The organism is Embleya sp. NPDC050154 (assembly GCF_044460165.1).
Taxonomy (GTDB): domain Bacteria; phylum Actinomycetota; class Actinomycetes; order Streptomycetales; family Streptomycetaceae; genus Embleya.
The window spans coordinates 54,109-71,303 of sequence record NZ_JBITJP010000030.1 but is presented as its reverse complement, the minus strand read 5'-3'; the positions used below and the strand labels follow the sequence as shown (position 1 = coordinate 71,303).

Here is a 17,195-nt window from a genome sequence, read left to right as displayed (position 1 = left end):
TCGGCGCGTCGAGCCGACGTCCGAGACCGCCTGCCTGGTGGCGGCAAGCGGTGACGGCTCATTCGGTCGCCCTCGTTCGCGTGAGGCGAACAGGCCGTACATCCATGGTGTGGTGAAGACGGGGCGGCGGGCGATGCACGGGTCGGCCCAACGCCCTTCGGCCGGGGCCTCTTCCCCGGTCTGCCACTGCGACGAGCGGAGTTCGGCGTGACCGCCCCTTCGGACCGGCTCGTCGACGCGCTCCGGGCGTCGCTGACGCAGAACGAACGGCTGCGCGCGAAGAACGAGCAACTCACCGCGCGTAACGAGGAGCTGGCCGCGACATCCGGCGAGCCGATCGCGATCGTGGGGATCGGCTGCCGTTACCCCGGCTCGGTGTCCAGCGCCCAGGATCTGTGGCAGCTGGTCGTCGACGGCACCGACGCCATCGGCGACCTCCCGGACGATCGCGGCTGGAAGCAGCAGGTGCTCGACCTCGCCGCGGCCGGCGACGGCATCGGCCCGGCCCCGCAGGGCGGCTTCATCGACGATGCCGACCGCTTCGACGCGTCCGTCTTCGGCATCGCGCCTCGCGAGGCGTTGGCGATGGACCCCCAGCAGCGGCTGCTCCTGGAGACCTCCTGGGAGGTCTTCGAAAGCGTCGGCATCGTGCCGTCCTCGATGAAGCGCAGCCGAACCGGCGTCTTCATCGGCGCCACGAGCACCGGCTACGGCGCCGGGGTCACGACGCTGCCCGAGGGCGTGGGCACCTACCTGGTCAGCGGTACCTCCAGCAGCGTCATCTCGGGCCGACTCTCCTATGTCTACGGCCTGGAGGGCCCGGCGGTCACGGTGGACACCGCCTGCTCCTCCTCACTGGTCGCGCTGCACCTGGCCGCTCAGGCGCTGCGCAACGGGGAGTGCTCGCTGGCGCTGGCCGGTGGGGTGACCGTGATGTCCACCGCCAGCATCTTCCACGGGTTCAGCAGCCAGGGCATGATGGCCCCGAACAGCCGCTGCAAACCGTTCGCCGCCGCGGCCGACGGAACCTCCTGGGCCGAGGGTGTGGGCCTGCTCCTGGTCGAGCGGCTGTCGGACGCGCGGCGCAACGGCCGGCGGGTACTGGCCGTGCTGCGCGGTTCGGCGGTCAACCAGGACGGCGCGTCGAACGGGCTGACCGCGCCCAACGGTCCCTCCCAGCAGCGGGTCATCCGGGCCGCCCTCGCCGACGCCGGCCTGTCGCCCGACCAGGTCGACATGGTCGAGGCGCACGGCACCGGCACCACGCTCGGCGATCCGATCGAGGCGCAGGCCCTGTTGGCCACCTACGGACAGCAGCGCGACCCCGAACTTCCTTTGTGGCTGGGGTCGGTCAAGTCCAACATCGGCCACTCCCAGGCCGCCTCGGGTCTCGCCGGTGTGATCAAGACCGTCATGGCGCTGCGCAACGGGCAAGTGCCACGTACCCTGCACGTCGACGCCCCCTCACCGCACATCGACTGGTCCGCCGGGGATGTCCGCCTCGCCGAAGAACCGCGCGACTGGCCGCGGTTGGGCCGGCCGCGCCGCGCCGCGGTCTCCTCGTTCGGTCTCAGCGGGACCAACGCGCACGTCATCCTGGAGCAGGCCGACCCCGACGACGACCCGCCGCCGGCCGAACCCGGGAAGCAGCGCGCGGACGGTCCGCTGGGCCATGGTCCGGTGCCGTGGCTGCTGTCCGCGGCCACCCCGGAGGCGCTGCGGGCCCGCGCCCGACAACTGGCTACCTGGAGCGTGCGCGAGCCGCGACCGGACCCCGTCGCGGTCGGCGCCGCGCTGGCCACCACCCGTACCGTCTTCGAACACCGCGCGGTCGTCCTGGTCGACGACCTCGACCGGGCCCGGGAACCGCTGCGCGCCCTCGACTCCGGTGTCCCGTCACCGCTGCTGGTCGAGGGGTCGGCCGCCGTCCGCGGCAAGGTCGTCTTCGTCTTCCCCGGCCAGGGCTCCCAGTGGACCGGGATGGCGACCCGACTACGCGACGAATGCCCGGAGTTCGCTGCCCACCTCGCCGCGTGCGAGGAGGCCCTCGCGCCCTGGACCGACCGGCCGCTGAGCGAGGTGCTGGACGACGAGGCCGCGCTCACCCGGGTCGACGTCGTGCAACCCGCGCTGTGGGCGGTCCTGGTGTCCCTCGCGCGGCTGTGGCAGGACCACGGTGTGCGGCCGGCCGCCGTCCTGGGCCACTCCCAGGGGGAGATCGCCGCGGCCTGTGCGGCGGGCGCGCTGTCGCTCGAAGACGGCGCCAAGGTCGTCGCGTTGCGCAGCCGGGCGATCGCCGCGGAATTGGCCGGGCACGGCGGGATGGCCTCGGTGGCGCTGCCGGTCGATGCGGTCCTGGCCCGTTTCCAGGGCGCCGACCACCGGCTGTCGATCGCCGCCCACAACGGCCCTCGCTCCACCGTCGTCTCCGGTGATCAGGACCGACTCGCCGACTTCTTGCGGGCCTGCGAGGCCGAGGGGGTGCGCGTGCGCCACATCCCCGTCGACTACGCCTCGCACTCCGCACAGGTCGAGTCCCTGCGCGACCGGCTGCTGACGGACCTCGCGGATATCCGACCCCGCGGTTCCGATCTGCCGTTCTGGTCCACCGTCACCGGCGACTGGATCGACACCGCGCGACTGGACGCCGACTACTGGTATCGCAATCTGCGACAGACCGTCCTGCTGGAGGAGGGCGTACGCGCCCTGCTCGCGAGCGGTCACGGCGTCTTCGTCGAGACCAGTCCGCACCCGGTACTCACGGCGGCCGTCGAGGAGTGTGCCGAGGACGCCGAGGCGGACGCCGCCGTCATCGGCACCCTGCGGCGCGCCGACGACTCCCTGTCGCGCTTTCGTACCTCGCTGGCCGAGGCCGCGGTCCGCGCCGGCAGGATCGGACTCGGCCCGCTGTTCGCCGGAATCGACGCCGCAGACGTGGCGCTGCCCACCTACCCGTTCCAGGGCGCCCGCTACTGGCTGTCGCCCGGCGCCACCGCGATCGAACCCGGCGCGCTGGGCCTGGACGCCGCCGACCATCCGGTACTCGGTGCGGCGGTGGAACTGGCCGACCGCGACGCGGTCGTCCTCACCGGTGTCGTCGACGCCGCCGACCCTTCGGTGCGGCATGATGCACAGGGCCTGCCCACGCTCGGCGCCGCCGCCCTGGCGGAGCTGGCGGTACGCGCCGCCGACGAGGTCGGCGCCACCGTGGCGGGGCTGGTCCTGGATCGGCCGCTGGTGCTGCCCACGGCAGGTGCCACCCGCATCCAGGTGACCGCCGCCGGGATCGGCGGCTCCGCCGGTACGCTCACCGTGCACGCACGCCATCCCGCCACCGCGGGCGGCCGATGGGTCCGGCACGCCGGCGCCACCCTCACCGATGTGTCTCCTCCGCCGGTCGTGGAGGACGGCAACCGGCCGCCCCCGGACGCGGATCCGCTCCCGCTTCCGGACGACGACGGCAGCCCCGATGGGGCGGTGGTCCGCGGGTTGTGGCGGCGCGGCGGCGACGTGTTCGCCGACGTGGTCCTCGGCGAGAACGCCCGCGAGGTACGGGGTTACCACATCCACCCCGCGTTGTTCGACGCCGCGCTCCGGGCCTGGCACCTCGCCCGATCGCCGCACGACGAGGGCACCGGCCGGCTGCCCACGTCGCTGGGCCGCGTCGCCGTGCACGCCATCGGCGCCGACTCCGCCCGCGTCCGACTGCGTCCGGGCGCCGACGACACGGTCACCGCAACGTTCGCCGATGCCGCCGGGCAGCCACTGGCCGACCTGGGCCCGGTGGTCTTCGGGCCGGTGGCCGCAGGGGACTCGGCGGTGCCCGCGGACCTGCCGCGCGACACGCTCTTTAGCGTCGAGTGGGCAGCGGTGACCATAACACCGGAGGCGCCGCCCGCGAACTGGGCGCTGCTCACCGACGACCCCGGCCACGTCGGGCTGTCCGCCGCGCTCCGCGATACCCGTACCGAGACCGGCACCGGTGCCGAAGTGTGGGTCCACCGCGACCTGGCCACCCTGACCGCCGCCGTCGCCGCGGGCGCCCGCGCCCCGGACGTCGTCGTCGTCCCGGCCGCCGCTTCCGGCGCCGGCCCCGAGGCCGCCGCATGCGCGGCCCTGGAGCTAATGCAGGCGTTCGTGGCCGACGATCGGCTCGCGGACAGCCGCTTGGTCCTGCTCACCCGGTCCGCGGTCGTCGCGAGCGTCGGCGAGGCGCCGGACCTGGAGGCCGCGCCCTTGTGGGGCCTGGTCGGTTCGGCCGACGCCGAACACCCGGGACGGGTCCTCCTGCTCGACACCGGCACCGATACCGGCACGGACATCGCTACCGATACGACCACCGACACCCGGGTCTTCGCCGATCTCCTGTGCGAAGCCCTGGCAGCCGGCGAACCCCGACTCGCCATCCGCGCCGGCACCCTGCGGGCCCCCCGCCTCAGCCGCGCCGGCACCACCCCCGCAGCCGACCACACCCCGCTCGACCCGAACGGCACCGCGCTGATCACCGGCGGCACCGGCACCCTCGGCGCACTCCTGGCCCGCCACCTCGTCCGCAACCACGGCGTCCGACACCTGCTGTTGCTCAGCCGCCGCGGCCCGGCCGCCCCCGGCGCCGAGGAACTCACCGCCGAACTCCACGAATTGGGCGCCCACGTCACCGTCGCCGCCTGCGATGCCGCCGACCGAAACGCGCTCGCCGCCGTCCTGGCCGCCGTGCCCGTGGACCACCCCCTCACCGCCGTCGTGCACGCCGCCGGCGTCCTGGACGACGCCGTCCTGGACGCCCTGACCCCGGAACGCGTGGCCGGCGTCTTCCGCCCCAAGGCGGACGCCGCACGGCACCTCGACGAACTCACCCGCGACGCGCCCCTGGCCGCGTTCGTACTGTTCTCCTCCGCCGCGGGGGTCCTCGGCACCGCCGGCCAGGCCAACTACGCGGCCGCCAACACCTTCCTGGACGCCCTGGCCGCGCGACGCCGCGCCCACGGCCTGCCCGGCACCGCGCTGGCCTGGGGCATGTGGGCGGAACTGAGCGAGCTGACCCGCCGCGTACAGACCGCCGGCCAGGACAGAATGGTCGATGCCGGCTTCCGCACCCTGTCCACCGCGGACGGCCTCGCCATCTTCGACGCCGCGGTGCGTACCGACACCGCCCTGTTCGTGCCGCTGCCGACCGACCTCGCCGTACTCACCCGGCAACTCGCCGGCAATCCGCCGCCCCCGCTCTACCGTGGTCTGCTCCGTACTCCCCTGCGTCGTGCGGTGGGCACGAAAGCAGGCAACAGCCCGGACCTGGCCGCCCGGTTGGCCGGTGAGCCCCCCGCCGAACGCACCCGGATCCTGCTCGACCTCGTCCGCGAACAGGCCGCAGCCGTGCTCGGCCACGCCGGCGCCGACGCGGTCGGTCCCGGGCGGCCGTTCCGCGAGTTGGGCTTCGACTCGCTCAGTTCGGTGGACCTGCGCAACCGACTCGCCGCCGCCGTCGGCCTGCGCCTGCCGGTCGGCCTGATCTACGACCACCCCACGCCCGGCGCGCTCGCCCAGTACCTGCGCTCCCGACTCACGGGAGACCCGGACGAGGCCGCCGGCCCGGTCCCCACCCGCAGCGACGCGCCGGTCGGCGAGGACGACCCGGTGGTCGTCGTCGGCATGAGTTGCCGACTCCCCGGCGGGATCGAATCGCCGGACGAGTTGTGGAACCTGCTGGCGTCCGGCGGCGACGCGGTCGGGCCCGTCCCGGACGACCGCGGCTGGAACCTGGACCGGTTCGCGGCCTGGAACCAGGCCATGCCCGGCGTCGGCCTGCTGTCCGAGGGCGGCTTCATCACCGGTGCCTCGGGTTTCGACCCGGCGTTCTTCGACATCAGCCCGGAAGAGGCATTGGTGATCGACCCCCAGCAACGGCTGTTGCTGGAGTTGGCCTGGGAGGCGCTGGAGCGTACCGGCGAGGACCCACGACAGCTGCGCGGGTCGCGCACCGGTGTCTACCTCGGCACCTTCTCCCAGAACTACGTCTCCGACCTGCGGCAGGTGCCCGAGGCGAGCCTGCCCTACGTGTCCTCCGGCGCCGGTTCGCCGTTCGCCTGCGCCCGGGTGGCCTACACCTTCGGTCTGGAGGGGCCGACGCTCGCCGTCGACACCGGCTGTTCGTCCTCCGGCGTCGCGTTGCACCTGGCCTGCCAGGCGCTGCGGCGCGGCGAGTGCGCTTCCGCGCTGGTCGGCGGCGTCACCGTGCTGGCGTTCCCGGCCGCGTTCGAGAACCTCGGCGGTATCGCCTCCGACGGCCGCTGCAAGTCCTTCTCGGCCGACGCCGACGGCACCGGGTGGGGCGAGGGCGCAGGCGTGCTGGTCGTCGAACGCCTCTCCGAGGCCCGCCGCCGGGGTCACCGGGTGCTCGCGGTGATCCGCGGCTCGGCCCTGAACCACAACGGCGCCAGCAACGGGCTGACCGCACCGCACGGCCCCTCGCAGAGTCAGGTCATGCGCCTGGCTCTCGCCGAGGCCGGCCTCGGCCCCACCGACATCGACGTGATCGAGGCACACGGCACCGGTACCCCCCTGGGCGACGCGGTCGAGGCGGAGGCGGTCATCGACGCGTACGGGCGACACCGTCCCGCCGACCGCCCCCTGTGGGTGGGCAGCGTCAAGGCCAACATCGGCCACCCCCACGCCGCTTCCGGTGTCGTGGGCGTGATCAAGACGATCCTGGCCATGCGGCACGGCATCGTGCCCGAGGCGTTGCACGCCGCCGAGCCACTGCCCGACGTCGACTGGCAGGACAGCGGAATCACCCTGGCCCATCGGGCCGTTCCGTGGCCGGAGACCGGGCGGCCGCGCCGCGCCGGGGTGTCCTCGTTCGGCGGCAACGGCACCAAGGTGCACCTCATCCTCGAACAGGCGCCCGACGACCCCACCGCACCGCCTTCGCGGGACGCCCCCGACACCGGGTCGGCACCGCTGCCCTGCCTGCTGTCGGCCCGCACCGGCCCCGCCCTGGCCGAACAGGCCCGCAGGCTGCGCGAACGGCTGGTCGAGGCGGACACCGTCACCCCGACCGACGTCGCCTGGTCGCTGGCCACCACGCGCAGCGCATTCGAGGAACGCGCCGTGATCCTGGCGCGGGATCGGTCCGAACTCCTCGACGCCCTGGCCGCCTTGGCCGCCGGCCTCCCCCATCCCGCCCTGGTCACCGGCCGGTCCGCGAGCGAGGGCGCACGCCTGGTGGCCCTGCTGCCCGACGCCGAGGAGCGCCTGCCCGCCGCCGAGGCCGAGTTCTACGCCGCGTTTCCGGCCTACGCGCATGCCTGGGACGGAGCCGCCGGCGCCCTCGCCCCCTACCTGGACCGGCCGCTGCCCCTCCCGGGCACGGACGGCGAACCGCTCGTCTCCGCGGCCGCGTTCGCGTCGCACGTCGCCGGCTACCGGCTGTTGGAGAGCCAGGGTCTGCGCCCGGACGCCCTGCTGGGCCGCGGCCTCGGACAGATCGCCGCGGCCCACCTCGGCGGCAGCCTGACCCTGCGTCAGGCTGCCGCGGTGGTCGCCGGTCGTACGGACGACCTCGACGACCGTACGATCGCGCGGCCGCGAATTCCCGCGCTGCGGGCGGGCAGCGGCGAGCCGATCGACGCCGAGGCCCTGCTCACCGGCGCCGCACCGGTCGTCGGCGAACCGACGCGAGAACGCGGCGGCGCGTCCGAGGCTCGCGGCACCGACCTCGTCGTGAACCTCGGTGCCGCCGAGGACCGGCCCGACTCGGGAGCGGCCGTCACCGTTCACCTCCGGCAGGCCCCCGGATCCGGAGCGATCGCGTCGGCGCTGGCCCGGTTGTACGTGGCCGGCGCCGACCTGGATCACGCCGCGCTGTTCCGCGGCGTCCAGGCCCGGCGGATCGACCTGCCGACCTACCCGTTCCAGCGCGAGCCGTACTGGCTGGGCGCGTTCCGGCCGAGCACCACCGACGGAGGGAGCACCATGACCGACGAGCCGACCCGCAAGAAGATCATCACCGAGTACTACCGCAGGCTCAACGCCGGGGACGTCGCCGGCGTGGTCGCCATGTTCGCCGGAGACGGATACATCGAGGACCCCCTGGGCGCTCCCGTCACCCGCGGCCACGAGGCGCTGCGCCACTTCTACGACGTCACCATCACCCAGGCCGACATCAAGGACACCGTCCACTCGATCGTCGGCGCACACGACGACCGCCACGTCGCGGCCGCGGTCACCGCCGATCTGATCAACGTGGAGGACCCCGAGCGCAAGCGGGTCACCGTCGACGCCGTGATGACGTTCCGCATCGACAACGACGGACTCATCGAAGAGGCCAGGACCTTCTGGGGCGCCACCGACGTGACCATGTGACCTCGCGCCCATCGCGGCGCAGCGCCGTGGTTCAGCCGGCGTCCCGGCCGGCGGCCGGGACGCCGGCGACGTGTCCGTCGTGGTGCGGCCGGCCGATCGCGTTCGTGGGCTCGGCGGCGACACGTGCCGTCGACGGGCGGCGCGGAGCGGTTCGGCCGCCGGATCACCTCGACCCCGCTGCCGGCGGGAGCCGCGGCCGGCGTCGCCTGTTCCCGCCGGACTCGGACTACGCCGGACGGGATCCCGGAGAACCGATGGCCACCCGGCGCACCCCTAACCTGTGCGGGCGTACCCCTGAACCGCGGCTCGAGGCGGTTGCCGCCGGGGGGCCGCGTGTCAGAGTCCGGCTATGCCTGTCACCACTTCGTCCCCGGTCGGACCGCGGGCGCCGGGAGGTTGCCGTGCCCGATGAGAATCTGCGCAAGCACCTGGTGGTGGAGCACTGCCGCCGGGTGAACGCCGGCGATCTGGAGGGCCTACTGGCCCTCTATTCGCCGCATGTACGGTTCGAGGACCCGGTGGGTACCGGGCCGCAGAGCGGGATCGAGGCGTTGCGCGCGCACGCGGGCGCGGCCATCGCCTGCCGGGCCTTCGAGGATTCCGGTGTACCGGTGGCGGCGCAGGACGGTGCGAGCGCCGCGGTACCGGTCGTCACGACCATGAACTACCAGCCCTGGGGTCCGAATCTGGTGCGCCTCGGGTTCATCCCCGCGCCGCCCGAGGAGAGCGACCCCGGCACGCGCATCCGCTTCGACTACGTGATGGCCATCAAGGTCGGGGCCGACGGACTGATCGCCGAGATGCAGGGCTACTGGGGCCTGTCCGACGTGGTGTTCCTGGACCCCGCATGACGCGGCCTCCCCTGCCCCGAACGACGACTGGAAGGGTGGCGTACCGATGACCGACTCGAAGCACGCCGTGGTGCTGGGTGCCGGACTCGCGGGGATGCTGACCGCGCGCGTACTGGCGGGCCATGTGGACTCCGTCACCGTGGTGGACCGCGATGTGATGCCCGACGGTCCGTATCCGCGCAAGGGCCTGCCGCAGGCCCGCCACGCGCATCTGCTGATGTCCGGCGGCGCCCGGGCGATCGACAGCCTGTTGCCCGGTACCACCGACCGACTGCTCGCCGCTGGGGCGCACCGGATCGGGCTGCCCGCGAACGTCGTGTCGCTGACCGCGTACGGCTGGCAACAGCGGTTCCCGGGCAGCCAGTTCATGATCACGTGTAGTCGAGAGCTGCTCGACTGGACGGTACGGGACACCGTGCTGCGCGATCCGCGGATCACCCTACGCGAAGCGATGGACGTGCTCGGTCCGCGCACGGAGTTCGGGCGCGTCACCGGGATCGACCTCCGGCCGCGCGACGGTTCGGCCGGACCGACCCCGCTGGCGGCCGACTTCGTGGTCGACAGCACCGGCCGCGGGTCGCCGGCCAAGAAGTGGCTGGCGGAGCTGGGTGTACCTCCCGTGCGGGAGGAGACCGTCGACTCCGGGCTGCGCTACTCCAGTCGGATCTTCCGCGCGCCGGTGGGGGCGGAGAAGGACTTTCCCGTGGTCAGTGTCTACCCGGACCACCGCTCGGGGCGCCCGGGGCAGAGCGCGGTGCTCGTCCCGATCGAGGGCGGCCGGTGGATCGTCACCATCTCCGGGACCCGGGGCGCGGAACCACCCGGCGGCGAGGAGGGTTTCGCCGCGTTCGCCGGGGCGGTTCGGCACTCGATCGTCGGCGACCTGATCGCCGCCGCCGAACCGGTCACCGAGGTGCAGGGCTCGCGCAGCACGATGAACCGGCGGCTGCACTACGAGCAGGTCAACCCGTGGCCCGCTGGCTTCGCCGTGCTCGGAGACGCGTTGGCGGCCTTCAACCCGGTGTACGGACACGGGATGAGCTGCGCCGCGCACAGCGCCCTCGCCCTCGACGGCGAGCTGCGCCGGCTCGGCGGCCTCGTTCCCCAACTCGCTCGGCGCGTCCAGCGGGCGGTCGCGGCGGCGATCGACGACGCGTGGATCCTGGCGACCAGCCAGGACCTCGACTATCCGGGCTGCCGCTCGGAGGTCACCGACACCCGGTTGGCCAACCCCTCCCCGGCGGGACGGCAGTTCGCGGACCTGGTCTCGACCGCGGCGCTCTCCGAACCCACCGTCGCCGTCGCGACGATGGAGGTCACCACGCTGTCCGCGCCACTGACCCGGCTACAGGCGCCCGAGGTGCTCGCCGCGGTCCGTCGGTTCGCCGCCGGCCCGGCCACCCGCCCGGTCTCGGCCGAACCACCGTTGAAGCCGGACGAGTCGGCGCTGCTCGGCCACTGACGGCGAGAAGGGGGCGGTCGGCGCAGGCCGACCACCCCCTTGCGCGCTCTGTCGGCGGGCTCGCGCCGGTGAACGAGGATCGACCCCGCCCTGTCATGGGCGGGGCCGATCCTCGTGCGCGGGTCAGGACTCGCCGGAGTCGTCGAGCGCCAGGCGGATGAGTTCGTCGGCGTCCATCAGGGCGATCGACGCGACGGCCTCCTCGTCGAACCCGTCGTCGGTGCCGTTTCCGGCCGATCCCGGCGCGGCGGCGTCCCGGGAAGGGCCGTCCTCCGCGGCGGCGTCCGGTGCGCCGACCGGTGCCGGAGCGAGGTCGTCGAGCAGCCGACGAGCCAGCTCGACCGGGGTGGGGTGATCGAAGATCAGGGTGGCGGGCAGTCGCCGGCCGGTGTCCGCGGTGAGGCGGTTGCGCAGTTCGACGGCGGTGAGCGAGTCGAAGCCGAGGTCCCGGAAGGCCCGGTCCGGATCCACCGCGCCGGCCGAGCCGTGACCCAGAACCGCTGCGACGTTGGCGCGAACCAGGTCGAGCAGAAGCTCCTCCCCGTCGGCCGCGGACAGACCGGACAGCCGCTGGTCGAGCGAAGGGCCCGAGGCCGCCGTATCGGCGGACGCGGCGCGCCGGGCCGGCCCCCGGGCCAGGCCGCGCAGAATCGGGGCCACCAGGCCGGCCGGTAGCGCGCCGGGGTCGATGCGCACGGGCGCCAACAGCGGTTCGTCGGTGCCCCGGGCCGTGTCGAAGAGCGCGAGTCCCAGGTCGGACGCCATCGGCACGATCCCGCCACGCGCCATCCGGGCCAGGTCCGCGTCGGCGAGTGCGCCGGTCAGCCCGCTGGCTTCGGCCCACAGGCCCCAGGCCAGCGAGGTGGCAGTCAGGCCGCGCGCGTGCCGGTCCTGGGCGAGGGCGTCCAGGAAGGTGTTGGCGGCGGCGTAGTTGGCCTGTCCCGCACTGCCGAGCAGGCCGGCAAGAGAGGAGAAGAGGACGAAGGCGGAGAGGTCGTGGTCGGCGGTGAGTTCGTGCAGGTTGACCGCGCCGTCGACCTTGGATCGCAGGACCCGCTCCAGACGCTCCGGGGTCATCGACTCGATCAGGCCGTCGTCGAGCACACCCGTGGCATGGACGACCGCGGTGAGCGGGGCTGTGACAGGTATCCGCGCCAAGGCCCCGGCAAGGGCCTCCCGATCGGCCGCGTCACACGCCTCGACAACGACCCGGGCACCCAGACCGCCGAGCTCGGCCACCAACTCCCCCGCGCCCGCGGCGTTCGGACCGCTACGACTGAGCAACACCACACTCCGCACACCGTGTTCCGCAACCAGACGACGGGCCACCAGAGCACCCAACGTGCCCGTGCCACCCGTGACCAGAACGCTCCCGCCCGGATCGAGCGGCACCGGCATCCGCAACACGACCTTCCCCACATGCCTCGCCTGCGACATCAACCGAAACGCCTCCGGCGCCCGCCGCACATCGAACGACCGCACCGTGATCGGCACCAGCACACCCGACCCGAACAACGGCATCAACACCGCGAACAACCCCGCGATCCCATCCGCGCCCGCCGCCTCCACCAAGTCGAACGCGTCGTACGACACCACCCCCGGATACGCGGACCGCACCACCCCCGCATCCCGCACATCGGCCTTGCCCATCTCCACGAACCGACCACCAACGGCCACCAACCGCAACGAGGCGTCCACGAACTCACCCGCGAGAGAGTTCAACACCACATCCACACCACGCCCACCGGTCGCCGAACGAATCCGCTCCTCGAACCCCAACGTCCGGGACGAAGCGATATGGGCGTCATCCAGACCCAACGACCGCAGAGTGTCCCACTTGCCCTCACTCGCCGTCGCGAACACCTCGGCACCCAGATGACGCGCGATCTGCACCGCCGCCATCCCCACCCCACCCGCACCGGCATGAACCAACACCGACTCACCGGCCCGCAGACCACCCAACTCCACCAAGCCGTAATACGCCGTCAGAAACACCACCGGCACCGACGCCGCCCGCTCGAACGACCAGTCACCCGGCACCGGAACCACCATCCGGTGGTCGGCGACCGCGTCCGGGCCGAAGCCGCCCCCGAACATGCCCAGGACACGATCACCGACTGCGAATCCCGATACTCCGGGCCCGACTTCGCTGACCACACCCGCGCCCTCGCCACCCATCATCGCGGCACCCGGATACATGCCCAGCGCGATCAGCACGTCCCGGAAATTGAGACCGGCGGCCCGGACCCCGATCCGGATCTGTCCCTCGCCCAGTTCCTCGCCCTCCGGGGCGGCCGGCACCGGGACCAGCGCGAGATTCTCCAGCGTCCCGGCCCTGATGGTGTCCAACCGCCACGCGCCGGGAGGTGGCACCAACGCGGCGGACCCGCCGATCCGTCCGAGGCGGGGCGCGAGCAATCGGCCGCAGCGTAGCGCGAGTTGCGGCTCGCCGAGGGCAAGCGAAGCGCGGACCGCGGCGGGCAGCAGCGGACGGGAGTCGGCGGCGGTATCCGTGTCGATCAGGACGCAGCGGTCGGGGTGTTCGCTCTGCAAGGAGCGGACGAGACCGACGATCGCGGCCCGGCCGAGGTCGGCGACGGCTTCGCCGGACTCCGTGGCCAGTGCGCCGCGGGTGCGCACCACGAGCCGGGCGTCGGCCAGGCGTCGGTCGGCGACCCACGCCTGGAGATCCGCCAGGACCCGTGCCGTGGACGTGTGCACCCGCGCGGCCAGGCTCCCGGACTCCAATGCCGCGTCCGTGGGCGAGAGCAAGGCGAAGTCCGGTACCGGGGCGCCCGCTTCGATGGCGGCGCCCAGTGCCGCCGGGTCCGTGTACACGGCTGGGGCGATCCCGGCACCGGCCAGATCGGCGAGCAGGTCCCGGGTGCCCGGGGTGTCGGACGCGCCCAGCACCACCCAGGTGTCCTCGGATCCGCCGCCGGCCGGCGCGGTCACCGGCTTCCATTCGACGGTGAACAACGCGTCGCGGGTGGCGTCCCGGCCGCCGATGATCTGGTCGACGGCCACGGGGCGCAACACGAGGGATTCGGCGCGCAGGACGGGGGCGCCTTCGCGGTCGGCGACCAGCACGGTGACCGTGTCGGTGCCTTCGGGGATCAGCCGTACGCGCAGCCGTTGGGCGCCCGAGGCGTGCAGCGAGACGCCGTTCCAGGCGAACGGCAACAGGATTCTGGCATCTCGGCCGCCGGAGCCGGCCAAGCCGTACGCCTGGAGCGCGGCGTCCAGTAGCGCCGGGTGCAGGCCGTACCGTCCGGCCTCGTCGCGCTCGCGTTCGCCGAGCGCGACCTCCGCGTACACCTCGGTACCGACCCGCCAGACCTGTTCCAGGCCCTGGAAGGCGGGCCCGTACGCGTACCCGGAGGCGCGGGCCTGCTCGTAGAAGTCGGCGGTGTCCAGCGGGACGGCGTCGGCGGGGGGCCATGCGGTCAGGTCGAAGCCGGCGGCCGGGGTGGTGGGGGCCAGGACGGCCCCGGCGTGGCGCACCCAGCCGCCGCCGTCCTCGGCCCGGTCGGCGGCAGGGCGGGAATGGATGGTGAGGGTGCGCCGGTCGGTCTCGTCGGGCGGGCCGACCACGATCTGGATCCGTACTCCGCCGGTCGGCGGCAGGATCAGCGGGGCTTCGAGCGTCAGCTCGTCGAGTCGACCGCAGCCCGCCTCGTCGGCGGCGCGGACCGCCAGGTCCACGAAGGCGGTGCCGGGCAGCAGCACGGTGCCGGCGACGGCGTGGTCGTTGAGCCAGGGATGCGTGCGCAGCGAGATCAGGCCGGTCAGGATCAGGTGGCCGAGTTCGGACAGGGTGGTGCCGGCGAGCAGCAGCGGGTGGTCGAGGGGGGCGAGCCCCAGTTCGGCGGCGTCGCCGGCGCCGGCTCGGCCGGTACCGGACTCCAGCCAGTAGCGCCGGTGCTGGAACGCGTAGGTCGGCAGTGGGACGCGCACGCCGAAGTCGGCGCCGAGGACCGCGGTCCAGTCGACCGGCAGGCCGTGTACGTGCGCTTCGGCGAGCGAGCCGAGGAAGCGGTCGACGTCCTGTTCGTCGCGGCGCAGGGTGCCCAGTGCCACGGCGTGCCCGCCCGTCTCGTCCAGCACCTCCTCGATGCCGGCGACCAGCACGGGGTGCGGGCTGACCTCGACGAAGGCGGTGTGTCCGGCTTCGACGAGGGCGCGCACGGTCTCCTCGAATCGCACGGTCTGCCGCAGGTTGCGGTACCAGTAGTCGGCGTCGAGGTCGGTGGTGTCCTGCCGGCCCGCGGTGACCGTCGAGTGGAAGGGGATGCGGGCCGGGCCCGGCTCGATGCCGCCGAGGACGTCGGCGAGCCGGTTGCGGATCTCCTCCACGTGGGCGCTGTGCGAGGCGTAGTCGACCGGGATGCGCCAGTGCCGTACGCCTTCGGCCGCGCAGTCGGCGGTCAGTTCGTCCAGCGCGGCGGTATCGCCGGAGACGACGGTGGAGCCGGGCCCGTTGATCGCGGCGACCGACAACCGTCCGATCCAGTGTGCCAGGCGGGCGGCGACTCGTTCGGCCGGTTCGCCGACGGAGAGCATGCCGCCGCGCCCGGACAGCGCGGTGATCGCCTGGCTGCGCAGGGCGACGACCTTGGCGGAGTCCGCCAGGCTGAGCGCGCCCGCGACGTAGGCGGCGGCGATCTCGCCCTGTGAGTGCCCGACCACGGCGGCGGGTTCGACGCCGCAGGCACGCCACAGCTCGGCCAGCGCGATCATCACGGCCCACAGCACCGGTTGGAGGACGTCGACCCGGGCGAACCAGCTCTGCGAGGCGTCCGCGTCTGCGCGCAGCACCTCTTCGAGGGACCAGTCCACGTACGGGTCGAGTGCCTGTTGGCAGGCGGCGATTTGCGCCGCGAACACCGGCGCGCTGTCGAGCAGTCCGACCGCCATCCGGACCCACTGCGAGCCCTGGCCGGGGAAGACCAGGACGACGCGTTCGCCGTGCCGGGCCTGACCTTGGACGACCTGGGCGGCCGGGGTGCCGGCGGCCAGGCCGGCCAGCCCGTGCAGCAGTTCGGCGCGGTCGGCGGCCCGCACGACGGCGCGGTGGTGCAGGGCCGAGCGGGTGGAGTGCAGCGAGTGGGCCAGGTCGACCGGGGAGACGCCGTGGCCGGCGTCGTTCTCCAGGTGGTCGGCCAGTCGCGCGGCCTGCGCACGCAGTCCCTCGGGGCTTTTCGCGGAGACGAGAAAGGGCAGCACGGTGACGTCGGGCAGCGCCGGCGCGTCCTGCTCGGGCGCCGGCGCCGCAGCGTCCGCGGCGGTCGCCTCGGGGGCCTGCTCCAGGATCACGTGCGCGTTGGTTCCGCTGATCCCGAAGGACGAGATCCCGGCGCGGCGCGGTTGTGCGCCGCCCGTCCAACTCCGGGCCTCGGTCAGCAGTTCGACGGTGCCCGCGGACCAGTCCACGTGCGGGGTCGGCTCGTCCGCGTGCAGCGTCTTGGGCAGCACGCCGTGGCGCATCGCCATCACCATCTTGATGATCCCGGCCGCGGCGGCTGCCGAGGTGGTGTGGCCGATGTTGGACTTCACCGAGCCGATCCACAGCGGCCGTTCGGGGTCGCGACCCCTGCCGTAGGTGGCGATCAGTGCCTGGGCCTCGATCGGGTCGCCGAGGGTGGTGCCGGTGCCGTGCGCCTCGACCGCGTCGATCTGGTCGGCGGCGAGGCCCGCGTCGGCGAGGGCGGCCCGGATCACCCGCTGCTGGGCGGGGCCGTTGGGCGCGGTCAGGCCGTTGCTGGCGCCGTCCTGGTTGATCGCGCTGCCGCGGATGACGGCGAGCACGGGGTGGCCGTTGCGGCGGGCCTCGTCGAGTCGTTCCACCAGCAGGATGCCGACGCCCTCGGACCAGCCCATGCCGTCCGCCGAGGCGGCGAACGGCTTGCAGCGTCCGTCCCCCGCCAGTGCCCGCTGGCGGCTGAACTCCACGAAGCCGCCCGGGGTCGAGGTCACCGACACGCCGCCGGCCAGGGCCAGCGAGCATTCGCCGCGCCGCAGCGCCTGGACGGCCAGGTGCAGCGCCACCAGCGAGGAGGAGCAGCCGGTGTCCACGGTCAGTGCCGGGCCTTCGAGGCCGAACAGGTAGGACAGTCGTCCGGAGATCACGCTGCCCGCGTTGCCGGTGAGCACGTAGCCCTCGACGCCTTCGGGCATCCGCGCCACGTCGGTGCCATAGCCGGTGGGGGTGCCGCCGACGAAGACGCCGGTGGGGCTGCCGTGCAACGAGTCGGGGGCGATGCCCGCCCGCTCGAACAACTCCCAGGTGGTCTCCAGGAGGAGGCGTTGCTGCGGGTCCATGGCGAGTGCCTCGCGCGGGCTGATGCCGAAGAAGTCGGCGTCGAAGTCCCCTGCGGCGTCCAGGAATCCGGCTTCGTTGGTGTAGAAGGTGCCGGGCCGATCCGGGTCGGGGTGGTAGAGCCCTTCGACGTCCCAGCCGCGGTCGGCGGGGAAGCCGCCGATGGCGTCGGTGCCGGCCGCGACCAGGTCCCAGAACTCCT

General features: G+C 73.5%; 3 protein-coding genes and 3 pseudogenes. 3 read left to right on the top strand and 3 right to left on the bottom strand.

Features of this window, described 5'->3' with window-relative positions; genetic code table 11:
* Positions 1-207: 207 nt before the first annotated feature.
* From ACIBSV_RS42045 to ACIBSV_RS42035, 3 genes are all read left to right on the top strand, one after another.
* Complete coding sequence (locus ACIBSV_RS42045) at positions 208-8,361, top strand: SDR family NAD(P)-dependent oxidoreductase (RefSeq protein ID WP_395872765.1); 8,154 nt, start codon at positions 208-210, stop codon at positions 8,359-8,361.
* Positions 8,362-8,762: 401 nt separating this feature from the next.
* A complete protein-coding gene (locus tag ACIBSV_RS42040) occupies positions 8,763-9,212 on the top strand; it encodes a nuclear transport factor 2 family protein (protein ID WP_395872764.1) in 450 nt (149 codons plus the stop codon).
* 46 nt (positions 9,213-9,258) lie between these two features.
* Complete coding sequence (locus ACIBSV_RS42035; RefSeq protein ID WP_395872763.1) at positions 9,259-10,674, top strand: NAD(P)/FAD-dependent oxidoreductase; 1,416 nt, start codon at positions 9,259-9,261, stop codon at positions 10,672-10,674.
* A 123-nt stretch (positions 10,675-10,797) separates the two neighbouring features.
* On the opposite strand, the pseudogene ACIBSV_RS42030 reads toward ACIBSV_RS42035, so the two are convergent.
* The 3 pseudogenes from ACIBSV_RS42030 to ACIBSV_RS42020 all read right to left on the bottom strand — a co-directional run.
* Positions 10,798-11,184, bottom strand: a pseudogene (locus ACIBSV_RS42030) (acyl carrier protein); the annotation flags it as partial.
* A 336-nt stretch (positions 11,185-11,520) separates the two neighbouring features.
* Positions 11,521-12,036: pseudogene (locus tag ACIBSV_RS42025) on the bottom strand (SDR family NAD(P)-dependent oxidoreductase); the annotation flags it as partial.
* 51 nt (positions 12,037-12,087) lie between these two features.
* Positions 12,088-17,193: pseudogene (locus ACIBSV_RS42020) on the bottom strand (acyltransferase domain-containing protein); the annotation flags it as partial.
* Between the last annotated feature and the right edge of the window lie 2 nt (positions 17,194-17,195).